15 protein-coding genes and 1 tRNA gene are annotated in these 20,878 nt (G+C 40.9%); 6 read left to right on the top strand and 10 right to left on the bottom strand.

Annotated elements, in window-relative coordinates:
- Positions 1 to 46: 46 nt before the first annotated feature.
- From GJV22_RS06845 to GJV22_RS06855, 3 genes are all read left to right on the top strand, one after another.
- On the top strand, positions 47 to 400 hold the full coding sequence (locus tag GJV22_RS06845) for a hypothetical protein (protein WP_163710595.1): 354 nt from the start codon (positions 47 to 49) through the stop codon (positions 398 to 400).
- Complete coding sequence (locus GJV22_RS06850; protein WP_163710598.1) at positions 397 to 894, top strand: hypothetical protein; 498 nt, start codon at positions 397 to 399, stop codon at positions 892 to 894. The genes GJV22_RS06845 and GJV22_RS06850 overlap by 4 nt, the downstream gene beginning before the upstream one ends.
- 202 nt (positions 895 to 1,096) lie before the next feature.
- Entirely contained in the window at positions 1,097 to 1,522 is a 426-nt protein-coding gene (locus GJV22_RS06855; protein ID WP_163710600.1) for a hypothetical protein, read from the top strand.
- A gap of 118 nt (positions 1,523 to 1,640) precedes the next feature.
- Here GJV22_RS06855 and GJV22_RS06860 read toward each other — a convergent pair whose 3' ends face one another.
- From GJV22_RS06860 to GJV22_RS06870, 3 genes are read right to left on the bottom strand one after another with little or no spacing between them, the layout of a single operon-like run.
- Positions 1,641 to 2,396, bottom strand: coding sequence for a succinate dehydrogenase/fumarate reductase iron-sulfur subunit (locus tag GJV22_RS06860; protein WP_163710603.1), 756 nt, complete (start codon positions 2,394 to 2,396; stop codon positions 1,641 to 1,643).
- A gap of 24 nt (positions 2,397 to 2,420) precedes the next feature.
- Positions 2,421 to 4,358: a fumarate reductase/succinate dehydrogenase flavoprotein subunit gene (locus GJV22_RS06865; protein ID WP_163710606.1), complete on the bottom strand. Its 1,938-nt coding sequence runs from the start codon at positions 4,356 to 4,358 to the stop codon at positions 2,421 to 2,423.
- A gap of 19 nt (positions 4,359 to 4,377) precedes the next feature.
- Complete coding sequence (locus GJV22_RS06870; protein ID WP_163710609.1) at positions 4,378 to 5,058, bottom strand: succinate dehydrogenase cytochrome b subunit; 681 nt, start codon at positions 5,056 to 5,058, stop codon at positions 4,378 to 4,380.
- A gap of 389 nt (positions 5,059 to 5,447) precedes the next feature.
- Between GJV22_RS06870 and GJV22_RS06875 the strand changes: the two genes are divergently transcribed.
- Both GJV22_RS06875 and GJV22_RS06880 read left to right on the top strand, forming a co-directional pair.
- Positions 5,448 to 5,519: transfer RNA gene (locus GJV22_RS06875), tRNA-Arg, on the top strand.
- A gap of 647 nt (positions 5,520 to 6,166) precedes the next feature.
- Positions 6,167 to 7,780, top strand: coding sequence for a hypothetical protein (locus tag GJV22_RS06880; protein WP_163710611.1), 1,614 nt, complete (start codon positions 6,167 to 6,169; stop codon positions 7,778 to 7,780).
- Here GJV22_RS06880 and GJV22_RS06885 read toward each other — a convergent pair.
- Both GJV22_RS06885 and GJV22_RS06890 read right to left on the bottom strand, forming a co-directional pair.
- Positions 7,777 to 8,808 (bottom strand): radical SAM protein, encoded by a 1,032-nt coding sequence (locus tag GJV22_RS06885; RefSeq protein ID WP_163710614.1) that lies wholly within the window; start codon positions 8,806 to 8,808, stop codon positions 7,777 to 7,779. The genes GJV22_RS06880 and GJV22_RS06885 overlap by 4 nt on opposite strands.
- Positions 8,809 to 9,004: 196 nt before the next feature.
- A complete protein-coding gene (locus tag GJV22_RS06890; RefSeq protein ID WP_163710616.1) occupies positions 9,005 to 10,171 on the bottom strand; it encodes a radical SAM protein in 1,167 nt (388 codons plus the stop codon).
- Positions 10,172 to 10,315: 144 nt separating this feature from the next.
- On the opposite strand from GJV22_RS06890, the gene GJV22_RS06895 reads away from it, so the two are divergent.
- Positions 10,316 to 11,206, top strand: coding sequence for a 3-oxoacyl-[acyl-carrier-protein] synthase III C-terminal domain-containing protein (locus tag GJV22_RS06895; protein WP_163710619.1), 891 nt, complete (start codon positions 10,316 to 10,318; stop codon positions 11,204 to 11,206).
- Between the two features lie 138 nt (positions 11,207 to 11,344).
- On the opposite strand, the gene GJV22_RS06900 is transcribed toward GJV22_RS06895, so the two are convergent.
- From GJV22_RS06900 to GJV22_RS06920, 5 genes are all read right to left on the bottom strand, one after another.
- The gene (locus tag GJV22_RS06900) at positions 11,345 to 12,571 is read right to left on the bottom strand and encodes an ROK family protein (RefSeq protein ID WP_163710622.1); all 1,227 of its coding nucleotides are present in this window, start codon (positions 12,569 to 12,571) and stop codon (positions 11,345 to 11,347) included.
- A gap of 247 nt (positions 12,572 to 12,818) precedes the next feature.
- Positions 12,819 to 14,504 (bottom strand): SusD/RagB family nutrient-binding outer membrane lipoprotein, encoded by a 1,686-nt coding sequence (locus tag GJV22_RS06905; protein ID WP_163710625.1) that lies wholly within the window; start codon positions 14,502 to 14,504, stop codon positions 12,819 to 12,821.
- Positions 14,505 to 14,523: 19 nt separating this feature from the next.
- Complete coding sequence (locus tag GJV22_RS06910; protein WP_163710628.1) at positions 14,524 to 17,622, bottom strand: SusC/RagA family TonB-linked outer membrane protein; 3,099 nt, start codon at positions 17,620 to 17,622, stop codon at positions 14,524 to 14,526.
- Between the two features lie 419 nt (positions 17,623 to 18,041).
- Positions 18,042 to 19,424 (bottom strand): alpha/beta hydrolase family protein, encoded by a 1,383-nt coding sequence (locus GJV22_RS06915; RefSeq protein WP_163710631.1) that lies wholly within the window; start codon positions 19,422 to 19,424, stop codon positions 18,042 to 18,044.
- 23 nt (positions 19,425 to 19,447) lie between these two features.
- Positions 19,448 to 20,842: a glycoside hydrolase family 28 protein gene (locus GJV22_RS06920; RefSeq protein ID WP_205461759.1), complete on the bottom strand. Its 1,395-nt coding sequence runs from the start codon at positions 20,840 to 20,842 to the stop codon at positions 19,448 to 19,450.
- Positions 20,843 to 20,878: the final 36 nt, after the last annotated feature.

Consider the following 20,878-nt stretch of genomic DNA (forward strand, 5'->3'; position numbering starts at 1 on the left):
TCAAACGATCCATTAAATTTCTTGTTATACAAGGAAAAACAACTCTATGGAAGAACAATCAGAATTAGTTGACGAACTTATCGAAAAAGGCCATAAATATGGTCAAACGACGCTACATTTAATAAAACTTAAGACATTGGACAAGACATCAGATGTTTTGTCCAATCTTGTTTCGTGGCTACCCGTGATCATCGCTGCCATAATATTCTTTTTAATCCTGAATATCGGAGTAGCCCTTTGGTTGGGTAATATGATGGGGCAAACCTATTACGGATTTTTTGCTGTTGCCGGATTTTACGCCATCGTTTCACTCATCTGCTGGCTATTTAGAAAGCCCTTCCTGAAACATCCTTTAAATGACTCGATCATCAATCAGATTTTAAAGGAGGACGAGCTATGAAGCATACCCGACAATCACTAAAAGAAACAATCAGGCTTCTTGAGATCCGCCAATCTGAAGAGAAAGAGGAGTTCAACAAACAGTTTAAAAAGACCTTTGACAGTCTGAGACCGATTAACCTGATCAAAAACTCTCTCCGCGATTTTTCACATATTATTGAAATTAAAAGCAATGTATTGGAGGCCTTTCTTCCCCTTATTACCAACTTTATTTCGGGGAAAATAATGAGAGGAAAGCGTAAAAACAGCATCCGACACGTTATTGCAACCATGGTACAGATCGCGATTACCAATTTCACGGCCAAGAACAGCCACGCAATTCTGGAAATATTGACCGAGTTTATCGACCGGATCAAAGAGTTCTTTCATCGACCGGAAGGCGCCGAGGAGGTTCCTGAAGAGGAGACAGAAGAACCAGATGAAGCTGCGGACACACAACAAAAGTCTGAAAAGCAGCAAGCCCCTCTTCCACCCGAGCCGGACAATGAAAAATAACTCTCCAATGAAGCCATCTTAAACGTTGGCTTTTTCTTTTTTGGTAAATCAGAAGCCCCAATTCTCGCAGAACCGGGAGCCCAGCGGGCTGTAATTTCACAGCAATAGTCGACTCACGAACAACATGTTGTACGAACGAAACAATAAGTTCTATCAAAATTTCTATTAAATTAGAATACCAAAAACCTAAAATCAATGCCGTATGACTAAAAAGATTTTACTTTCCGGAATCGCGGGCGGTGTTATTTTCTTCTTGCTCGGCTGGCTGTTTTACGGTATGCTGTTCGCTGATTTTTTTGAGAACAACGCAGGTACCGCAATCGGCGTTTATAAAAACGACACCGAGATAAGCCTACTCTTACTATTCATCGGAAACCTCGCCTGGGGATTCCTGCTCGCGACTATTTTTGGTTGTTGGGGGACAATCAAATCAGCCATGGACGGAACTTCAAAAGGCTTCATCTTGGGTATTCTCATGGGGCTGGGAATTGATTTAAGCATGTACGCGACATCGAACCTGATGAACTTTACCGCAGTGGTTGTTGACATTTGTATTTTTGGTATTGTGACAGCCATTGCCGGTGCAGTTGTCGGTGCCATTTTGAGTTCGGGCAATAAAGCGAACTAATTACACATTCTTATTTTCACAAGAATTCAAAGTACACAATAGAAAAGGGAAATTTCTGAGTATGAAAAAAGGCCTCAACTAAAACAGTTGAGGCCTTTCGTATATCTGGAATTACAGACTATTCAGACAAACGAGATGCCAGGTATTGACGGTTCAAACGGGCGATGTTGGTAATTGAAATGCTCTTCGGACATTCCACTTCACAAGCACCGGTATTTGTACAACCACCGAATCCAAGTTCATCCATTTTAGAAACCATCGCTTTTGCACGACGTTTTGCTTCAACACGACCTTGTGGCAGTAAAGCCAACTGGCTAACTTTTGCAGAAACAAACAACATTGCTGATGAGTTCTTACAAGCTGCCACGCAAGCACCACAACCGATACATGAAGCTGAATCCATTGCTTCATCGGCATCAACCTTTGAAATTGGAATCGCGTTAGCATCGGGTACACCACCGGTTGATACCGAAACATACCCTCCGGCTGCAATAATCTTATCAAAAGCACCACGATCAACGATCAGGTCTTTGATAATCGGGAAAGCAGCAGCGCGCCAAGGTTCAACAGTGACCGTTTCACCATCTTTGAATTTACGCATGTGCAGCTGGCAAGTTGTTACATCGTCATCCGGTCCGTGAGGACGGCCGTTGATATACAATGAACACATACCGCAAATACCTTCACGACAGTCGTGGTCAAAAGCCACGGGTTCTTTATTTTCACCAACCAATTGCTCGTTCAAAATATCCATCATTTCGAGGAATGAGCTGTCGGTAGAGATATTTTCTAATTTATAGGTTTCAAAACGGCCTTTTTCTTTGGGACCGTTCTGACGCCAAACCTTTAAGGTGAGATTTAATGTATTTTCCATGATTGATCTCTTATTAAAAAGCCATTACTTGTAATTACGTTGAACCATTTTCACACTCTCGTAAACCAACTCCTCTTTATTCAAAGCAGGATCTTGATTTTCGCCTTTATACTCCCAGCAGCCAACATAGGCGAATTTATCATCCTGACGCAAAGCTTCACCTTCACCAGTTTGATATTCTTCGCGGAAGTGTCCACCGCAGCTTTCATCACGGTTCAGCGCATCACGAGCCATCAAGTCACCAATTTCAAGGAAATCGGCTAAACGGCTGGCTTTCTCCAGTTCAATGTTCATTCCTTCTTTTGATCCCGGAATGCGTAAGTTTGACCAGAATTCTTTTTTAATTTCAGCAATACGTTCGATCGCGTGTTCCAGACCTTTTTTGTTACGGGCCATTCCCACGAAATCCCACATTACCAATCCAAGTTCTTTATGAAGGCTATCAACAGAACGCTCACCTTTAATGCTCAACAACTTTTCAAAACGAGCTTTAACAGACTTTTCAGCTTCAACAAACTCAGGTTCCTCAGTTGTCATTCGTGGTGTACGAATATCGTCAGCCAGGTAATTTTGAATGGTGTATGGTAATACGAAATACCCATCAGCTAAACCTTGCATCAAGGCTGATGCTCCCAAACGGTTTGCACCGTGATCGGAGAAGTTTGCTTCACCAGCCGCGAACAAACCAGGAATAGTTGTTTGCAGTTCGTAATCAACCCAGATACCACCCATTGTATAGTGGATTGCCGGATAGATCATCATCGGTGTTTCATATGGATTTTCGTCAACGATTTTCTCGTACATCTGGAACAAGTTACCGTAGCGAGCTTCAATCACGTTTTTACCTAAACGGTCGATTGATGATTTGAAGTCGAGGTAAACCGCCAAACCAGTACCAACGCCGAATCCGGCATCGCAACGTTCTTTGGCAGCACGTGAAGCAACGTCACGGGGAACCAGGTTACCGAATGCAGGATAACGACGCTCCAGGTAATAGTCGCGTTCGTCTTCCGACAAGTCAGTTGGTTTCTTTTTACCGGCGCGAATAGCTTCGGCATCTTCTTTTTTCTTCGGTACCCAAATCCGACCATCGTTACGCAATGATTCTGACATCAACGTCAGTTTCGATTGGAATTCACCATGAACAGGAATACATGTTGGGTGAATTTGCGCGTAACATGGGTTAGCGAACATGGCACCTTTATGGAATGCTTTAATTGCAGCAGAACCATTCGATCCCATTGCGTTTGTTGACAGGAAGAACGTGTTTCCGTAACCACCGGTAGCCAATACAACAGCATGACCGAAGTGACGTTCCAGTTTTCCTGTAACCAGGTCGCGGGCAATAATACCACGCGCTTTTCCGTCAACAATAACAATTTCAACCAATTCGGTACGGGTGTGCATCGTTACTGTTCCGGCATTCACCTGGCGCATTAATGCCTGGTAAGCACCTAACAACAATTGCTGTCCTGTTTGACCTTTTGCATAGAAAGTACGGCTAACCTGAGCACCACCAAAAGAACGGTTGTCCAACAAGCCACCATATTCGCGGGCAAAAGGAACACCTTGAGCCACACACTGGTCGATGATACTGTTACTCACTTCAGCCAAACGGTGAACGTTTGCTTCGCGGGCACGGTAGTCACCACCTTTAATTGTATCGTAAAACAAACGGTAAACCGAGTCGCCGTCGTTTGGATAGTTTTTAGCAGCATTGATACCCCCTTGTGCAGCGATAGAGTGCGCACGACGAGGAGAATCCTGGATTGTAAAGTTTTTTACATTGAAACCCATTTCACCAAGAGAGGCAGCAGCAGCACCACCAGCCAGACCGGTTCCAACAACAATCACATCTAGTTTACGTTTGTTGGCAGGGTTCACCAATTTTTGGTGATTTTTATAATTTGTCCACTTCTGGGCTAATGGCCCTTCGGGAATTCTTGCATCTAATTTGCTCATAATTTCAACTTCTTTTCAATTAAAATTTAATCAGGAAATACAATGGAATAATTGAAAAACCAACGGCTACAACGATTGCATAAACTTTGCCAACACATTGTAGACGCTTGAGCCAACTCTTATTACTCAAACCCAGCGTTTGGAATGAAGACCAAAATCCATGTCCCAGGTGAAATCCGAGTAAAATACCGCCAACGATGTAAAGTAAGCAATAGATTACACTAGCCTTAAATAAGCCGGCTACCAACGAATAGGTATCATGCATTTCAGCTCCGCCTACTTCGGCTGTACCCATTGAATGAGTGTCAAACTTAATCACATAATAGAAGTTCATGATGTGAATCACCAAGAAAACTAGTACCAAACCACCAAGGACTAACATATTCCGGGATGCCCAAGCGCTTGAATAACCGGCATTCGATTTGTCATAGCTAACCGGACGTGCCTTATAGTTTTGGAAACTGATAAGAAATGACCAGATGATATGTACAACGAATCCCAGACCAAGAACAGGCTCCATGATTTTAATCAATGGGTTTGTAGCCATAAAGTTTGCACCCAGGTTGAATAGCTCTCCGCTGTCGTCAAAAATCAACAGCAAGTTGATGCCCAAGTGGACGCAAATGAACATCATCAGGAACAAACCTGATATGCTCATAATAAATTTTCTTCCGATAGAGGCAGTCAGAAAATTGCTCATAGGATAACTGATTTATATTTAAACATTAATATTATTTCTGCAAAAGCTCAACAAAAGTAGGCCTCTCAAGTGTTCCCTACAATTAAAATGAACCCTAAAATAGCTAATTTAAACTGTTTCTAAGCACTGAAATGAGCCATACTCGTCAATTCACTATATAACAGCCAATTAATTAAAACCAAGATGTAAATTTTCTGTTAACACCTATGACCGGAATTGTTATCACAAGCCTTAGATCGAAGACACTAGATATCTAGATATTTTACTTGAATTGAGTATTTTAGATTCAAACTCAAGACATTAATACGCAAGTACAATCCGAAAAACCGGGCGGGATATTGAAAAACCAAGCTTTTTCCTATTTTTGCAAAGCATTTTCAGAAAATGATGGTTCCATAGTTCAACGGATAGAACAATAGTTTCCTAAACTGTAGATCCGGGTTCGATTCCCGGTGGGACTACTACTCTCAGAAACACACTCCTGACTTTCAGCAACCTACACAGATATTCATTTTTTAGGGGAAGAATCGGGAGAAGGACAAAGTAAGAAATTAGGTACATCGACACCTCTTCGACGATCAAGCTCATGAACACTTCCGGACAACTTCAATTACCAAAAACACTGTTATCGCTACTATCCTTATAGTCAAAAGATTCGACGACACTATTCTCTTCGAATCTCAAAGTCAATATTTTGCTATTAGAACGATTTGAAGCATCCATTATAAAGATACATGAGGTCGCAGATGATTTTGTTTCAGCGTGCAAAATATGTCCATATCTCCCTGCCTGTTGTCAAAGACTTTGATTGAGGTTGACAAAAAAGGGCTATAAACTCATCTTCAGCTGTAACACCGTCCTCAATTCCGTCAATGTCATCACTATTATGAATTACGCCAATACACATAGCTTGCCGTTGCACAACCACAAATAACGATTCATTACACCTCTTTCTTATACTTCAGCTACAGACTATCTTTCACGAATAGAGCTGCTTATTCTAAAACAACAAAGTCATTAAAGACAAAACCGTTTCCTCTCAAATGCGTATAAATTATCACGTTTAAAAATGAGATAACGTCCATAATTAACCAACCTAAATACGCACATGAAACCGACTCTGTTCAACAACAAACTCTTCCAATTCTTCTGGATCTTCATAATTTTTATTGCAATTAGCAATAGTTGTTATAATGTAAGGCAAATAACAAACAGCGATATCATAAACGAAGCAAATGAACGCACCATAATTATTCACAGTGATCACAGTGAATTGACTCCATTTGAATTAAAGAATCCCTCTATCGCAGATCTTAAACTAACCGGATATTACGAACCTGACTTTTCTACTTCCCCAAAAGCCAACAAGGGGACTTCCAAATCAAATAAACGCAAGGTAATAAATGTCTATGCTGACTTTGTAGAGGGAAGTCCAATCAATAATCAAATCACCATACCGTTGGATAATATTATTAAAGCGGAAGTAAAAGACTTAAAAGTCGGATCAACCTTGTTGCTCACAGGAGCGGCCATTACCGCTACAATATTACTAGTTTCAGCTTTAAAGGATGACGATCCGGCGCCACCGCCACCTCCTTCAAATGAATCCCCTCAATCGTGCCCATTTATATATGTAAACAATGGCACGACATATGATTTTATTGGGGAGATTTATGCTGGCGCAACTGCTCCTGAACTAGAAAGACATGATTATCTGTATTTACCAAGTTTTGCTCCAATAGATGGCAAATACAACATTAAAATGACCAATGAGCTAATGGAGGTCCAATATACAAATTTGGTGGAACTGTATGTTATTGATCATCAAAAGACTGACAACATTATCGTTGACAAATATGGCAAGGCCTATAACTGTAAAAATTTACAAGCCCCGATAAGCGCTACAAGTGAAAATGGAAGATCCATACTCAATGAAATCCTCTACAACGACGACTATAACTATGTCAATGATATCTTTAGTGACACACTTCCCAAAAATGCAATTTATCTGACATTTGACCGTCCGGCAAACTCTAACAATGCCAAACTGGTTGTTATCGGAAAGAACACAATTTGGCTAGATTACATATTTAAAGATTTTATTGCGCATTTCGGGAAAAAGTATGCCAAATGGGAAAAGAAGAGGAGACCAAACTCCACTGCAGCCCTACTTGAATGGATGCATGACCAGGGAGTTCTGCTATCTGCTTCCATTAAAACAAATACCGGATGGCAAGCTATCGACTATTTTAATGTTACAGGTTCGACTGCTGAAAAAAAAGATGTGTTATCGATCGATCTGACAAATATTAATTCAACAAAAATTGAAATTAAACTTGAAACAGGATTCCTGTTTTGGGAACTGAATTACATTAGCATGGATTTCTCAGACGATGTTGAACTACAAAAGATAGTTGTCAAACCAGAGTCTGTAACAGATCTCAACAATTCAGATTTATCAAGTAGTTTATTGTGGGATGATGATAAATACCTAATCCAACCAGAGCTTAATAGTGAAGCTTACATTTCATTTCAAGCACCTGAAATTCAGGAAGGATATGAAAGATCAATCTTTCTTCATGGCAAAGGTCATTATCGGATAATCAGTAATTCTGACGGCAAACCTGACATTTCATTTCTTAAAAGATTTAAAGAACCCGGTGCACTCATGGAACATTCGAGGAACACCTTTAATGAGTTCTACCAACACCTTAATAACTAATAAACAGACTTTTTGAATCTCTGACATCCCCGTTCCTTTAATAATCTCAACTGAGTTTCGAATGGAGTGTTAACGACATTCATCTTTTCACTATTCCTACAAAAAGGACAGGAATGCAAATCCCCTTCCTGGTCGATAAATAAATATCCTTCACCAGCACCAAAACAGCCGATGCGTCTTTGGTAGTATCCCGGATAAGATACGATAGGAAAATCGATGTATTCAGCTGAATAATTCATTTGAAGGTAAAAATCTTCAAGTATCTTAATCTGAAATTTATTTAATTCTACTTTTTTGTTTTCATAGTGCCCGATCGCGACAGGCTCAATAATCCGAATAAATGACGCCTTTAGCTTTTTGGCAAGCAAAGCATAATTCATCAGGTTTTGAGTAGAAATGAATAATTCGGTTGGACAAATTGCCAGACAAATCACTAATCCCTCCCGATGTGCATTGAGCGCAGCTTCTTCCACCCATTTATATGCATCTAAAGATCCTCTGTATTTGTTATGAGAATCGGGATCAAAATGATCCAAACTGATTGATATCCCTGTTAAACCTGCATTTTTTAATAATTTGGCATTTTCAGAGGTAAAATTACACCCTGAGGTCAACAACCAGAAATCGGTACTTGGCCTGGCGGAACTCAATAATTCCATTATATCGCCGATCCTGTTTAATGGCTCCCCCCCACTAAATTGAATTTGTGACACACCTAATTTTTGCACTTCATTAAGGATCTTTTTTAAATCATTTAAAGAAAGAGCATCATTTGAATCTTTTGTATTCCATTCAGAACAATGAATGCAGTTATAATGGCATTTGTTTGTCAAAGCCCAGATTACTGTGCTTAATTTATTTTTATCAATTAAATCAGGTTGTATTCTTGAAATTGATGCTTCCAAATAACTCTTAGTTGCAATCGATGGGTATCCGGGAATATTAATATCCCAATAATAACGGTTATCTACTTTAGCAAGTTTTATTAATTTATAATTGCCTTTATATTTTCTTCGCGCAATCTCCATCTTCGTTAAGATCTGAAATACTTTAAAAGGATCTTTAACAACTCGAATAGTAAGTTTCGCGATGTATAACCATATACATCTTAGCATGATATATCTATGGATACCTTTTATTATTTTCATCTCTTACAATAATCTACAACTTCCAAAGGGAACAATTCCTTTTCCCTCTGTTAAACAACCAGAGGGCCAAAAAGAACTAAGTTTTATCGTCATCAAATTCTACAATCTCCCCAAACCTTTTAATTTCTTCCAAACAGCATGAAGGATAAAGATTCCCCTTATACAACAGGGCATCCGGACATGCATCGCACAAATCCCGCTTTCCTTCGACGTTCCCCGGAGGATTAACAATATTAAGTGTCTGAACATTTAGCCTAGACGTAAACTCCCATGGAGCCGTAAAGAAACCAGTGATATATTTTCTGACAATTTTTCTTGCAGACTTATTGATTACACCCGACAGAATCAAGTATAACAGGGTATTAGTAAGTTGTTTCTTTTTTAAAATGAAAAAATATTTCCCTTTTCGAAAATGATGAAATACGTGTAGTAATTCGACTAGTTTTTTATCAAAAAAATCTATTCTCTTATTGTTATGGCTGATCCAAAATGAGTATAGCCATTTTATATCCTGACCAACTGCCTGACTACCTAAATACCCACTAAACACGATGACCTTATCGGGTTTAGAAATCACATCAATCAACTCTGGTAGATAAACCCAATCATTCGTATCTAATCTTCTACCATTCTCAAAAATTACTTCCCGCTTTAATATCAGTAAAAGGAAGTCCACTTTTTTAGGATTAGCCTGTATCCAATCGATTACATCAGGAATCTGATTCAGGTTCTTTTGGGATATCACACATGAAAAGCCGAGAAAAATATCACCTACCTTATAAACGAGGTCAGCATATTTTTTCCTCAATTTATTTAACATAATCTCTGACTCTTCACTATTTGCTTTTAATGAATCGATCCTGATTAATAATCCGGTTAATCCGGCACTTTTCATCTCCAACAGAATCTCTTCTGTAAGCAAGGTCCCATTTGTAAGCAATAACGTATTTAAACCAAGTTCATCAATAAAGAAAAGTATCTCAATAATACCGGGATGCATCAATGGTTCTCCACCGCTAATGGAAATTGTCTGGCAATTTCGCATTGCAATAAGATCCAGTATCTCCTTTTTAATATCATCAATCGACTTATGCCTTGGAGTATTATCAGTTCTATCACAACCCCTGTAACAACCAGGGCAACTAATATTGCAGTAAGTAGTTATCTCGATCCAACCATTCGGATTATCATTTTTTGACCATGGCAGCCTATATAAATCTCGTATATCAATTTTGTTACTCATCCAATTGTATCCAATACACTTTATTGTAGAAATTAATCTATATTTAGATAGCAACGATATCTATTATTAATAGGTTAGAAATCTCTTACGATAAGTTAGCTCAATAAGCAACAAAAAGCAATTTGAAAACTTAAAAAATTAAGAATGGGGGTCGTTATTCAAAAAATGGGAAGTTATTATGAATATGGTTCAGATATAACCTTCGAGGAATATCCGAATCAAGTTCTAAACACTGCAGAAAAATCATTGAATCAAATACTGGAAACGCCTCTGCCTGATAATATCACTCATCTAATTGTTGCAACAACATGTCCGGATAGTATTGCGCCATCGCTGGGACAATCAATAAATGAAAAGTATCAACCGGTATTTTCAAATTGTCATGTCATTGACCTGGTCCAAGGGTGTGCCGGAGGAGCTTCTGCTATGATTTTAGGTAGCCAACTAGCAGAATTACATCAAAGCTCGGTGGTAGTCGTGCTATCTGACGCTGCAAGAAAGGCAACATCAAAAAAAAATAAACATCATCATATTTTTGGGAATGGATCATTCTCATGTATAATCAGTTATTCAGACTCATCGAAGAAGCTATTACATTATAAATCCGAACAATATAAGGAGTTATTAGAGGTCGTTACAGTTAAACTGGGGCATGATGCCGGGTATGAAATCCAAAACAATAAGAATTTTCTTGATGAACCAATCAGATACTTAGGCCTAAACATGAATAATACACTCGCAATTAAACTACTAAAAAAAGCAGAAGATTTTTATGACAAATTTGTTCAGATTTCAGGCACACCAGATATAATGATTCTTCATCAGGTAAATCCAACAATCATCCGGTTATTAAAGACAGTGTTCTCTAAAAACAAAATCTATTTTGCAGATACTTCTAATATAACCGGGAATTGTGGCACTGCTTCTATCGGGATTGCTCTTGATATTCATAAAACGAAAGTACAAGATAAAAAAGTGCTAATTTGCAGCTTTGGAACAGGTGGTGTTATTACAGCCGGCATGTGGCAAATGTAGTTTATATCTAATTCGCCCTATCTTTTGTTCGAGAGAAATAACATGACCTCAAAATGGCTTTATTTAACAAAGTCTCCCATCAATATGAGTCTGATCAGTCTTCGTCCTGATTGTTGAGATGATGTTCAAAGCGATCCTTTAGAGCGACTTATCGCTAAAGATTTTCTGGTACACCATAACCCCTACTCCTTTCAGTCCCGAATTCTCGCCCATCTCTGAGACTTCGATTCTCACGCTGTCGAGAATGCTCTCCAGGCAGTATTTATGCAAGGCTTGTTGAATAGGGATTAACACATACTGGCTGGCTTTGATTATTGGACCACTCAACACAATTAATTCAGGATTAAACAACTGAATCATGACCGACAAGCCCCAAGCCATCCGGGTACTTATTTTCGCCAATAGAGAAATAGAAAGCTCATCTCCCTTTTTCGCGCAATCAATAATGTCGACGGCCTTCAAGGCGGCCGGATTTTTGGCAAACCTGCTGGCAAGTTGTGAAACTGCTCCTTTATTTAGTTCTTCTTTAGCCATACTGATTAGCTTACGGGTACCGGCCATACTCTCCAAACATCCTTTCTTACCACATTCGCATAAATCGCCGTCCTCTTCTACACGAATATGACTTAATTCACCCGCACTTCCATTGGTACCACTGAATATTTCACCATTTAGAATCATGCCAAGTCCCAGCCCCCAATCCCAGTTGATGACAATTGTATTTCGCGAGTTCTTTGCTTTCCCAAAAATAAACTCACCCAATGCCTGCATCCTGGCGTCATTTTCGATGTAAGTGCGAATGTTGAACCGTGAATTAAACCGACTGACAACATCCCGAGCGGCCTCATTTTTAATTGTTTTATTGATGCCTTCTTCAGCATCTATAAGCCCCGGCATACTCAAGCCGATTGCAACAATCTGTTCGCGTGACAGGTCTGTCTGTTTCAACAATAAATCCAGGATCTCATCGACTTTTGACTCCAAAGACGGATCATCAATATTGGTTTCAAACTCCATGATTGAAGAAACCTCAACATTCTGGCTATTATAAATAACTGCTCTTGCTGAATAATGTCCCAACTCGACGGCGAGAATATAAAAGGCATCAGAGGTCAAGCTGTAGATTGTCGGCTTTCGTCCTCCTTTTGAATCACCTATACCTTCAATTTTAACAATTTTATCCGCGATCAATTCCTCCAGGACAGATCGAATAGTGGGTAAACTCACATTCGCCTTTTTCCCCAAAGCTGACGCTGAACGAGATTTCTTGGTGTACAAAATTCGCAATATATGCATCTTAAGCCGATAGCGCTTCAATTCGCTTATAGGCATCTTGCTGATATCCACTGCATTTAGCAAAACCATGGAAAAGCTGTTTAGTAATTAAGTATACATGAAGCGGATTAAAACCAACCTTCTGATAAGTCCGGAACAAGCCCTTGCTGATTTACAAACCGCACATTAATTGGCCCAAATTTAATTAAACATATTGAACAATTCTCTCACAGACAGCTATTCTTTCGACAAAGACTACACGACGAACTAGTAAAAGTGAAATTGGAGTAAAGGAAGAAATGAGATTTCTTCCTTTACTTCCTAAATTATTTGAAGTTTACTTAGCCCACCACAGTTTGGTTGCCTGAACATCAACCCCCTGCCTTGAGATGGCTTCCTGTAAATTTTCATTATTTGTGCTGTACGGACTTGAACCATAACGCATACGTTGCGGATATTCTCCATTCAGCGTTCCTAAACCATAGATATCGACATCGGAAACACCTTGTGCCAAAGACACTGGATAGCCCGTTTTACGTACAATTGCCCATGCCTCAAAACCTTCAGTGTAGTTGGCCAACCATCGCTGTACAACAACTTTTTCCATATCATTGGTTCCATCCAGGGTTGCCATTGAAGAGGTAGCCAGGAAATCATCAACATCGGCCTGATCAACTCCCCACACCAACATTGCATATTTTAAGCCTTCGCGATACAAGCTGTTAGCATCGCCGCTTCCATAGCCCATTAAAATAGCCTGAGCCTGCATGAAATAAGACTCTCCCGTTGTTTGTACAATCTCCGGTGCAATAGCCTCTCCTTCATTTTTCTTCTGAATAATGTATTGCGCAGGTTTGCTAAACAGTGGATAACGGGCATAATTCATCATGTCTGAATTTAAGCGAACAGGCTGCCCAACATAGTAAGTCGCTGCTGCCATAGAAATCACAGAGGCCCCATCTTCATTGGTCGTTTCGGTATAAACTGCACCGGCATCATCGAGTGCTGCCAAAATGAAGTTTTTCCGTTTTAGATACATCGCATCAGTATCAGAACTCGGCTTCGGAATGACAATGGCATCGCCACCAACAGCGGGCTGCGCATATTTTGACAAACGAGGATCGCCGTTTTTCTGCAAGTAATCAATCACTTCCTGACTAACTGTCCAGTCCGACCCCTCGCCAAAATTATACCACACATCGCCGTAACATGAACTATTCCATTGGTCTATAACATTATCTTTCGGCAACAAACAGTCATCCGAAGCATCCATTAACAAATCAGCAGCCATTGCTTCATTAATGGCCTGATCGGCAAAGGAAGCACCATCGGCCCCTTGGGCACGCAAGCCAATTTTCAACTTTAAGGTGTTCGCCAGCCTTTTCCATTTTTGCAAATCACCCCCGTAAAATAAATCGTTCGTTCCCAGATCTTCGGTCCCAATACCGGTCGCCGATTCTGACCCGATAAGACTCATCGCTTCATCCAAATCGGCAATAATTCCTTCGTAAATATCGAGCTGAGTATCAAATTTCGGCTGAAGAATTTCGAGGTTACCACTTTCAAAATAAGGAACTTCACCAAAAGTATCGGTAAACTTTTGGTAAAACAGACTCTTCATGATCAGTGCTGTGGCATAGGTCAGCGGGTTTTCGAGGTCGCCCCCAGGCTGAGTTAACTGCAGGTATGTATTAATTGTGCTGTTATAGCCTTCAAAATAATCCCAGGCAGCATCGGTATAACCGGCGCTGTATGTATAGCCGAGTTCATCAGACCACCACGAACTGTTAAATCCAAAACAAAACATACCAGCATAACGGTCTACATGAATCAATTGCGCACGCCAATATGGATATCGGTCCGGTGCAAAAAGCTTCACTTGTGTTCCGGTGATAAAATATCGTGCGGATATTTGATCTCCTAAAATTGCATTCGGGTCTTTATTAATATCCACGAAGTCGGATGTGCAACTACCCAACCCTAATGCGACGACAATGGCTATCAGCAATTTATTTAATTTCATAATTTTCAAGAATTAAGGATTAAAAGTTCACATTCAAATTGAAACCAATACTGCGACTTGTAGGCAACGGATAATATACAATTCCCTGAGCGTAAGAAGATACACTGTAACTGGACTCAGGATCGAAGTTGTCTGTATCCTTGTAAATGAAGAACAAATTACGACCAACAATACCAAGTGAAGCATTCTTCACAATGGTGCCATCCAGCCATTTCGATGGAACATTCCAAATCAATGAAACTTCGCGCAAACGTACATTGGTTTGATCGTATATATATTCCGAAGCAATTGAACTTACTGCCCCCCAGTAATCCTGAGCAGAAATAGAAGTCGTATTGGCTGACCCGTCACTCAAAACGCCATCTACCACAACACCACCTTCCCGGTATTGAAGTGTACGTTTGCTCGTGCCATCATCATCCATACCGGAGTCGGTTCCAGAATATACTTCACCACCAAAGCGGGCATCAATCAAGAAACTCAACTTCCAGTCTTTATACTTCATCGTATTACTCAATCCTCCGGTCCAGTCGGGCTGGTAGTTTCCTAAGTGAACTTTCTCACTTCCGGCCTGTGGTCTCCCATCATCCCGAACCAGGATTTTCCCATTATTATCTCTTGCCCAATCGGTTCCGTAGATATCACCAAAACCGCCACCAACGGTTGCTTTAACGATCACATTTCCGCTGTTTATTGTTGAGAACGTGAAATCATCGGTTCCCTCGATCAGCTCGTTCATCTTGTTCTTGTTGGTTGCAAAGTTTAACGAAACATCCCAACTGAAATCAGAAGTCTTAACCGGAAGACCACCGATCATCATTTCAAAACCTTTATTTTCAATTTCACCGACATTTTCCTTCATATAACTATAGCCAGTTGATTTCGAAATCGGAACATCCATGATCAGATCCTTAGACACAATATCATAGTAAGCCAAATCAGTGTACAAACGATCTCCGAAGAAACGGAATTCACCACCGATTTCAAATGAACGAACATCTTCGGGTTTCAGATTCGGATTGTACTTGGTCTCATTTCTGGACATCATTGTTTCGCCGAGATAAGAACTTGAAATTGACGCCAACGAATAGGTGTCGTACAGTTGATAAGGACTGGTGTCGTTACCTACCTGAGCCCAACTGGCACGAACTTTTGAATATGAAAGAACAGAACTATCAAGATCCAGCAGATCGTTAAACAAAATCGATGTACTAACCGATGGATAGAAATATGACCAGTTCGAGTCAGGTAAAGTTGAAGACCAGTCGTTACGGGCTGAAAAATCCAGATAGAACCAACGATCATATGCAAAACTTAAGGTACCATATAACGAATTGGTTTCCTTTTCCTGTAACGGTGTAAACCCGGGCGTGACCACTGAAGCGCTGCTTAACGGAGGACCGTCCGGAATTCGAAACTTCGAACCGCTAACACTGTGCCCCCTGTTTGTCCGGTACATGTGGTTACCTCCCAATGAGGCGTTCAGGTTAACTTTTTCTGTCAGGTCTCTTTTAAACAGGAACAAAAAATCGGCATTTGTTTCCTGAGATTGTAACTCCCGGTAATTGAATGAACCTGTTGAGCTGTACCAATGTCCGTATTGATTGACGGATTCAATATTCACCGTCGACATGTCGGTACCAATGCGAACGTAGGCCGATAACCAATCGGTGAATTCGTATTGAATTTTAGCAAATCCCTGGAAGCGATCTTTCCAGTCTTCATTTTTATCATTGTAAAGTGTCCAATATGGGTTTGCATTCAGCGATGTCGCGGAAACAGAGCTTAAGGTTTCCGGATCCTGGTAGTTTTTGTAGTCATTAATAGCAACATTCCTTGGAATATTATACAAGTTCGACATCAAACCTTCAGTCCCGAGCGTCGGGCGATTTTTCCCGTACTGATTGAAATAAGTCGCTTTTGCATCAACCGACAATTTATCTGTTAGATTCGCAAAACCCCGCAAGTTGAAGTTATGACGTTTGATTTTTGAATTCGGAATAACTGACTTGGATTCCGTGTTGGTATACGAAAAACGAACATTCATTTTATCGTTACCAGCCGTCAATGCCAACGTATTAATCGACGTTGTTCCGGTGTCAAAAAAGTCTTTTACATTGTCGGGCTGAGGACTATACGGTTTATTTTCACCGGTGTAATACAACTGGCTTGAACCATCCATCAGGCCCCCCCACGACCCTCCTGCACCTTTCAAATCCTCAACGTTCGACGGAACATACCCTTCAGTACCCTGACCGTACTTATTTTGATATTCGGGAAGAAGCATTGGTGTTTCGAAAGTTGTATTCGATGTGAACGAAACTCCAACACCTTTACCTGCAGAACCTTTTTTAGTCGTAATCATGATAACACCGTTGGCGGCCCGGGAACCATAAAGTGCCGCAGCATTTGGCCCTTTCAACACCGAAATACTGGCAATATCGTCCGGGTTAATATCAGCAATTCCAGAACCATAGTCGGATTTTGAATATTCACCCGCCTCGTTTTCATTGGCACTACCAAAGCCAGCGTTGCTCATTGGAATACCATCTACAACATAAAGAGGCTCATTATTTCCGGTTAACGAGTTGTTACCACGAATGACAACTCTTGAACTACTCCCCGGACCGAACGATCCCTGGGTAATTGTAACACCGGCAACACGACCGGAAAGTGAATTCATTGGGTTTACATCCTTAACGGTAGAAACCTCTTCACTCCCAACTTCGGCAACCGAATATCCCAGCGATTTTTTCTCACGCGTTATACCCAATGCGGTAACCACAACTTCCTCTAGTCCCTCAGTCTCGGGAACTAAAACAATATCCAGCGTTTGGGAGCTGGTAGCCACCACTTCTTGAACTGTCATTCCGATAAAGGAGAAAACAACAGTTGCCCCTTGGGGGAGACTGATCGAATATTGACCATCAAAGTTAGTCACTGTGCCATGATTCGTTCCTTTTTCCAGCACTGAAACACCTGGTAAAGGACTTCCATCTTCAGAACTGGTAACAGTTCCCGAAAGATTGACTTCCTGAGCAAGTAATGCTCCGATTCCTAAAAAAAATACAGCTAAGATTGCAATACACTTTCTTAACCAATTAAACTTTAGATTCATAAGCAAGGTTTTTGGTTCTAATTGATAGGAAAAAAATTATTAATTCATAAAGTCAGGACATCAAATCACTTTGAGATTCGTTAATCTTTATTTGCACAATTTAACTTTTCTTGTGATTTCGAGAATAACTTTAGAAGATTTTTTCTTAAGCAATTGCTACAAAACATCTTTTTTTCACTTTGGAGATCACAAAACATGATTTTGATCATTATCCATGCTCTCATGGCAAACAACAGACCTATAAACCAACACATTCAGATCACTCGATCACCTCACTTATGATAAAACCAAGACAGAACAATGCCGCACACAACGAACAAAAGGTGATATGTCGTGAATACACAAACAAGTTCAGCTGAAAGACCAAACGTATCCTATTTAATTAAACGCATATGATTCAACGGGGAGAAAATTGAGAATTATTGTTCAAGAAGCTTTTTCAACTCGTCTATGCCATGAATAGCATTTTGGGGCAAAGACTCGCCGTTTCTTCCAAACACGAGCATTTTTTCTAGTGGTTGAACAGTAACCAATTCTTCGGTCACTTTTCCTTCGGCATCAAGGACGCTATTCAAATCCAGTGTAAACACGTCGGCAAAGAATCCATAGACAGCCTTGCGTTTAGATGGTCCGTAGTCATGCTTTTCATCAGGGAAATGGACATTTTGGACAAGCGCCGGCTTACCGTACAAACTATATCTATCTTGAATGAAAGGGAACTCGATTTCCGGTACATGGGCAGTCCAGTCTCCGCCGTCCGAGACAACCAACATTGGCCGGGGAGCTGCCATTGCCGCAATCTCAGCATTATTTGTTCCCCACCGACCGCATGCATGAATAGGCATACCGCTTTCGCAGGGGCAACCGCCAAAAAACCAGGAAGACACCATCACGACCGGTGCACTGGCAGCCACTCGATCGTCCAAAGCAGTCAACAAAAAAGTCTGCGTTCCACCGCCCGAAGCTCCGGTCATACCAACTCTCTGAGAATCGACATCCGGTAATGAGCAAAGAAAATCAAGCACCCGGATGCTATTCCAGGTCTGCATGCTCTGTGCTAATCCGGTCCGGTGAGCGCCATAAGGGAACTGCAAGCCGGATTCCCCTTTCGCAAACATATCGTAGCTAAATACAACAGCCCCCATCCGCGCCAGTGATGCTGCCAGTTTCTGCGAACTCTCATGATAATGTTGCATATCTCCGTGCCCTTGCGCCAATAATATCGCGGGAGACTTCCCTTTCAATTGTGCGGGCTTGTATAGACTTCCTGATATATAGACGCCCGGCAGCGTTTCCAAAGCGACATCTTCAACCGAATATCCATCCATCATCTCAGCCGTTGTGTAAATTGGATTTAATTCGTTTTTTTGAGGTAGTGGATCAAGGCTCAGCGCTTCAAACAGACAGGTTCTCAGGTTTTCCTTTCGGGCATTCCAACTTTCCAAATCCGGAGACAAACCAGCCAGCCTTTCCAGATGCTTTTTCCCTTCTTCCACCGATCGGACATAGTAACGGAAAGGCAAAACCACATAAACCGAATCACTTTTCTTACTGAATACTAAATCAAGGGGGCCAAGAACATTGTACAATGTAGTCTCCAACTCACTTTGAAATCGCCAGCGTGCAAAACGAACCTCCAGCGTGTCAACCCATTCCGAGTCATATTCCAAATGAACCTGAAACCGACGTTCAACCTCTGTTAGAACCTGATCTAATGGCAATTCAAAACTATTATCAATTGATTGTGCCCAAAGTCCTGAGATAATTACCAGAAATAAGCAAAGGATGGTTAATCGTTTCATGTATTGACTTTTTTTGACAAAGGTTAATCTTCTTTTACGACAATTGCGCTATCTCGTTCCGGGTGAGCAGCGCTGCCAGTAATACCCTCTAGATTGAGAGAAGTAACATCGTGCGCTTCGAGTAGATGTGTGAAATATTCAGGCACATTCGTGCCCCAGTCAACAGAGCAATTTTTCAACGTTAGCTGATCGGCAAAACGAATATAATAGCCCGGAGTATTTCGATATTCAATCTCATCATATGCCTTTGTAGGCCGATTATCCATCAGTTTCCCAGGATACCTGGTCCATCGATCCATCTTTAAATGAACCCCCTCGAACCAAATATTTCGAATCCGACTTTCTTTAGTTCCATTAATCCGAACGCTATTTTCTGCCCTTCCGGTAACATTTCTTACAACAACATTACGAATAGTACCGATTCTTCCCCCCGGTAATCGAGGAATAGCGGTGAACGAAATAGCTTCTCCTCTTCCCCACCACGGATCAGAATGGTAACGCGAAACAAAATTGATGTCTTTAAACAAAACATTGAATACATTCCCTTCGTCACGCAACTGAATCGTTAAGCCGCGGCAGCTGGTCTTAATTTCACAACGCTCAAAAGTTATATTGAAAATATCCTGCGTCGTCTCCGTTCCGATTTTGACACCGGAGTCCTGTGTTTCAATGATACAATCGTGAACCCAGATATTCGCAGATGGCCCGTAATCCTGATCCTGACGTGCTGCTTTCACTACTATAGCATCATCGCCACAGCTTATGCGGCAATTTCGAATCTCAACATTCCTACAATGATCCGGATCAATTCCGTCGCAATTCGGCACATCCAAATTATTATCAATCCGAATTCCGTCAACCAGCACGTTTTCACATCCCAATAGATGCAATGTCCAAAGCGGAGCCTTTTCAATCGTAATATCGCAAATATGAAGATCGTTGCACGAGGTAAAGGCAAATAATTTAGGACGCCAATCCTTTGGAATCCACCATTCATTTTCCTCTTCGTAATGCGACATAAAATCCAAGGCCCGACCATTGATTCGGCCTGTTCCACTGACAGAAAGATTGACGGCACCATCAGCTATTAGCGCAGCGTCGCCAGAGAAATCTTCTTTTCTGACGCTAACAACCAATTGAGCTCCATTATCGATATGAAAATCAATATTACTCTTTAGTTCGAGCGTTCCAATTACATATTGATGATCCCCCGGAATTAAAACCTGAGCACCATTGCCAACCACATTTGCTGCATCAATCGCTTTTTGAATCGCTTTTGTATCCAATGTCACTCCATCGCCAACGGCACCATAACTCATCACGTTGAAAACCTCCTGAGGATCTGCCGCTAAGTCAAAATTTGCAATTACAACCATCGTCACAACCCAAAAGAAACGAGCTCTAATTTTCGGTTTCATGCACACTGATTTTATATGATGGCAACACTATTTACT

It is taken from the genome of Mangrovibacterium lignilyticum (genome assembly GCF_010882175.1).
GTDB classification, from domain to species: domain Bacteria; phylum Bacteroidota; class Bacteroidia; order Bacteroidales; family Prolixibacteraceae; genus Mangrovibacterium; species Mangrovibacterium lignilyticum.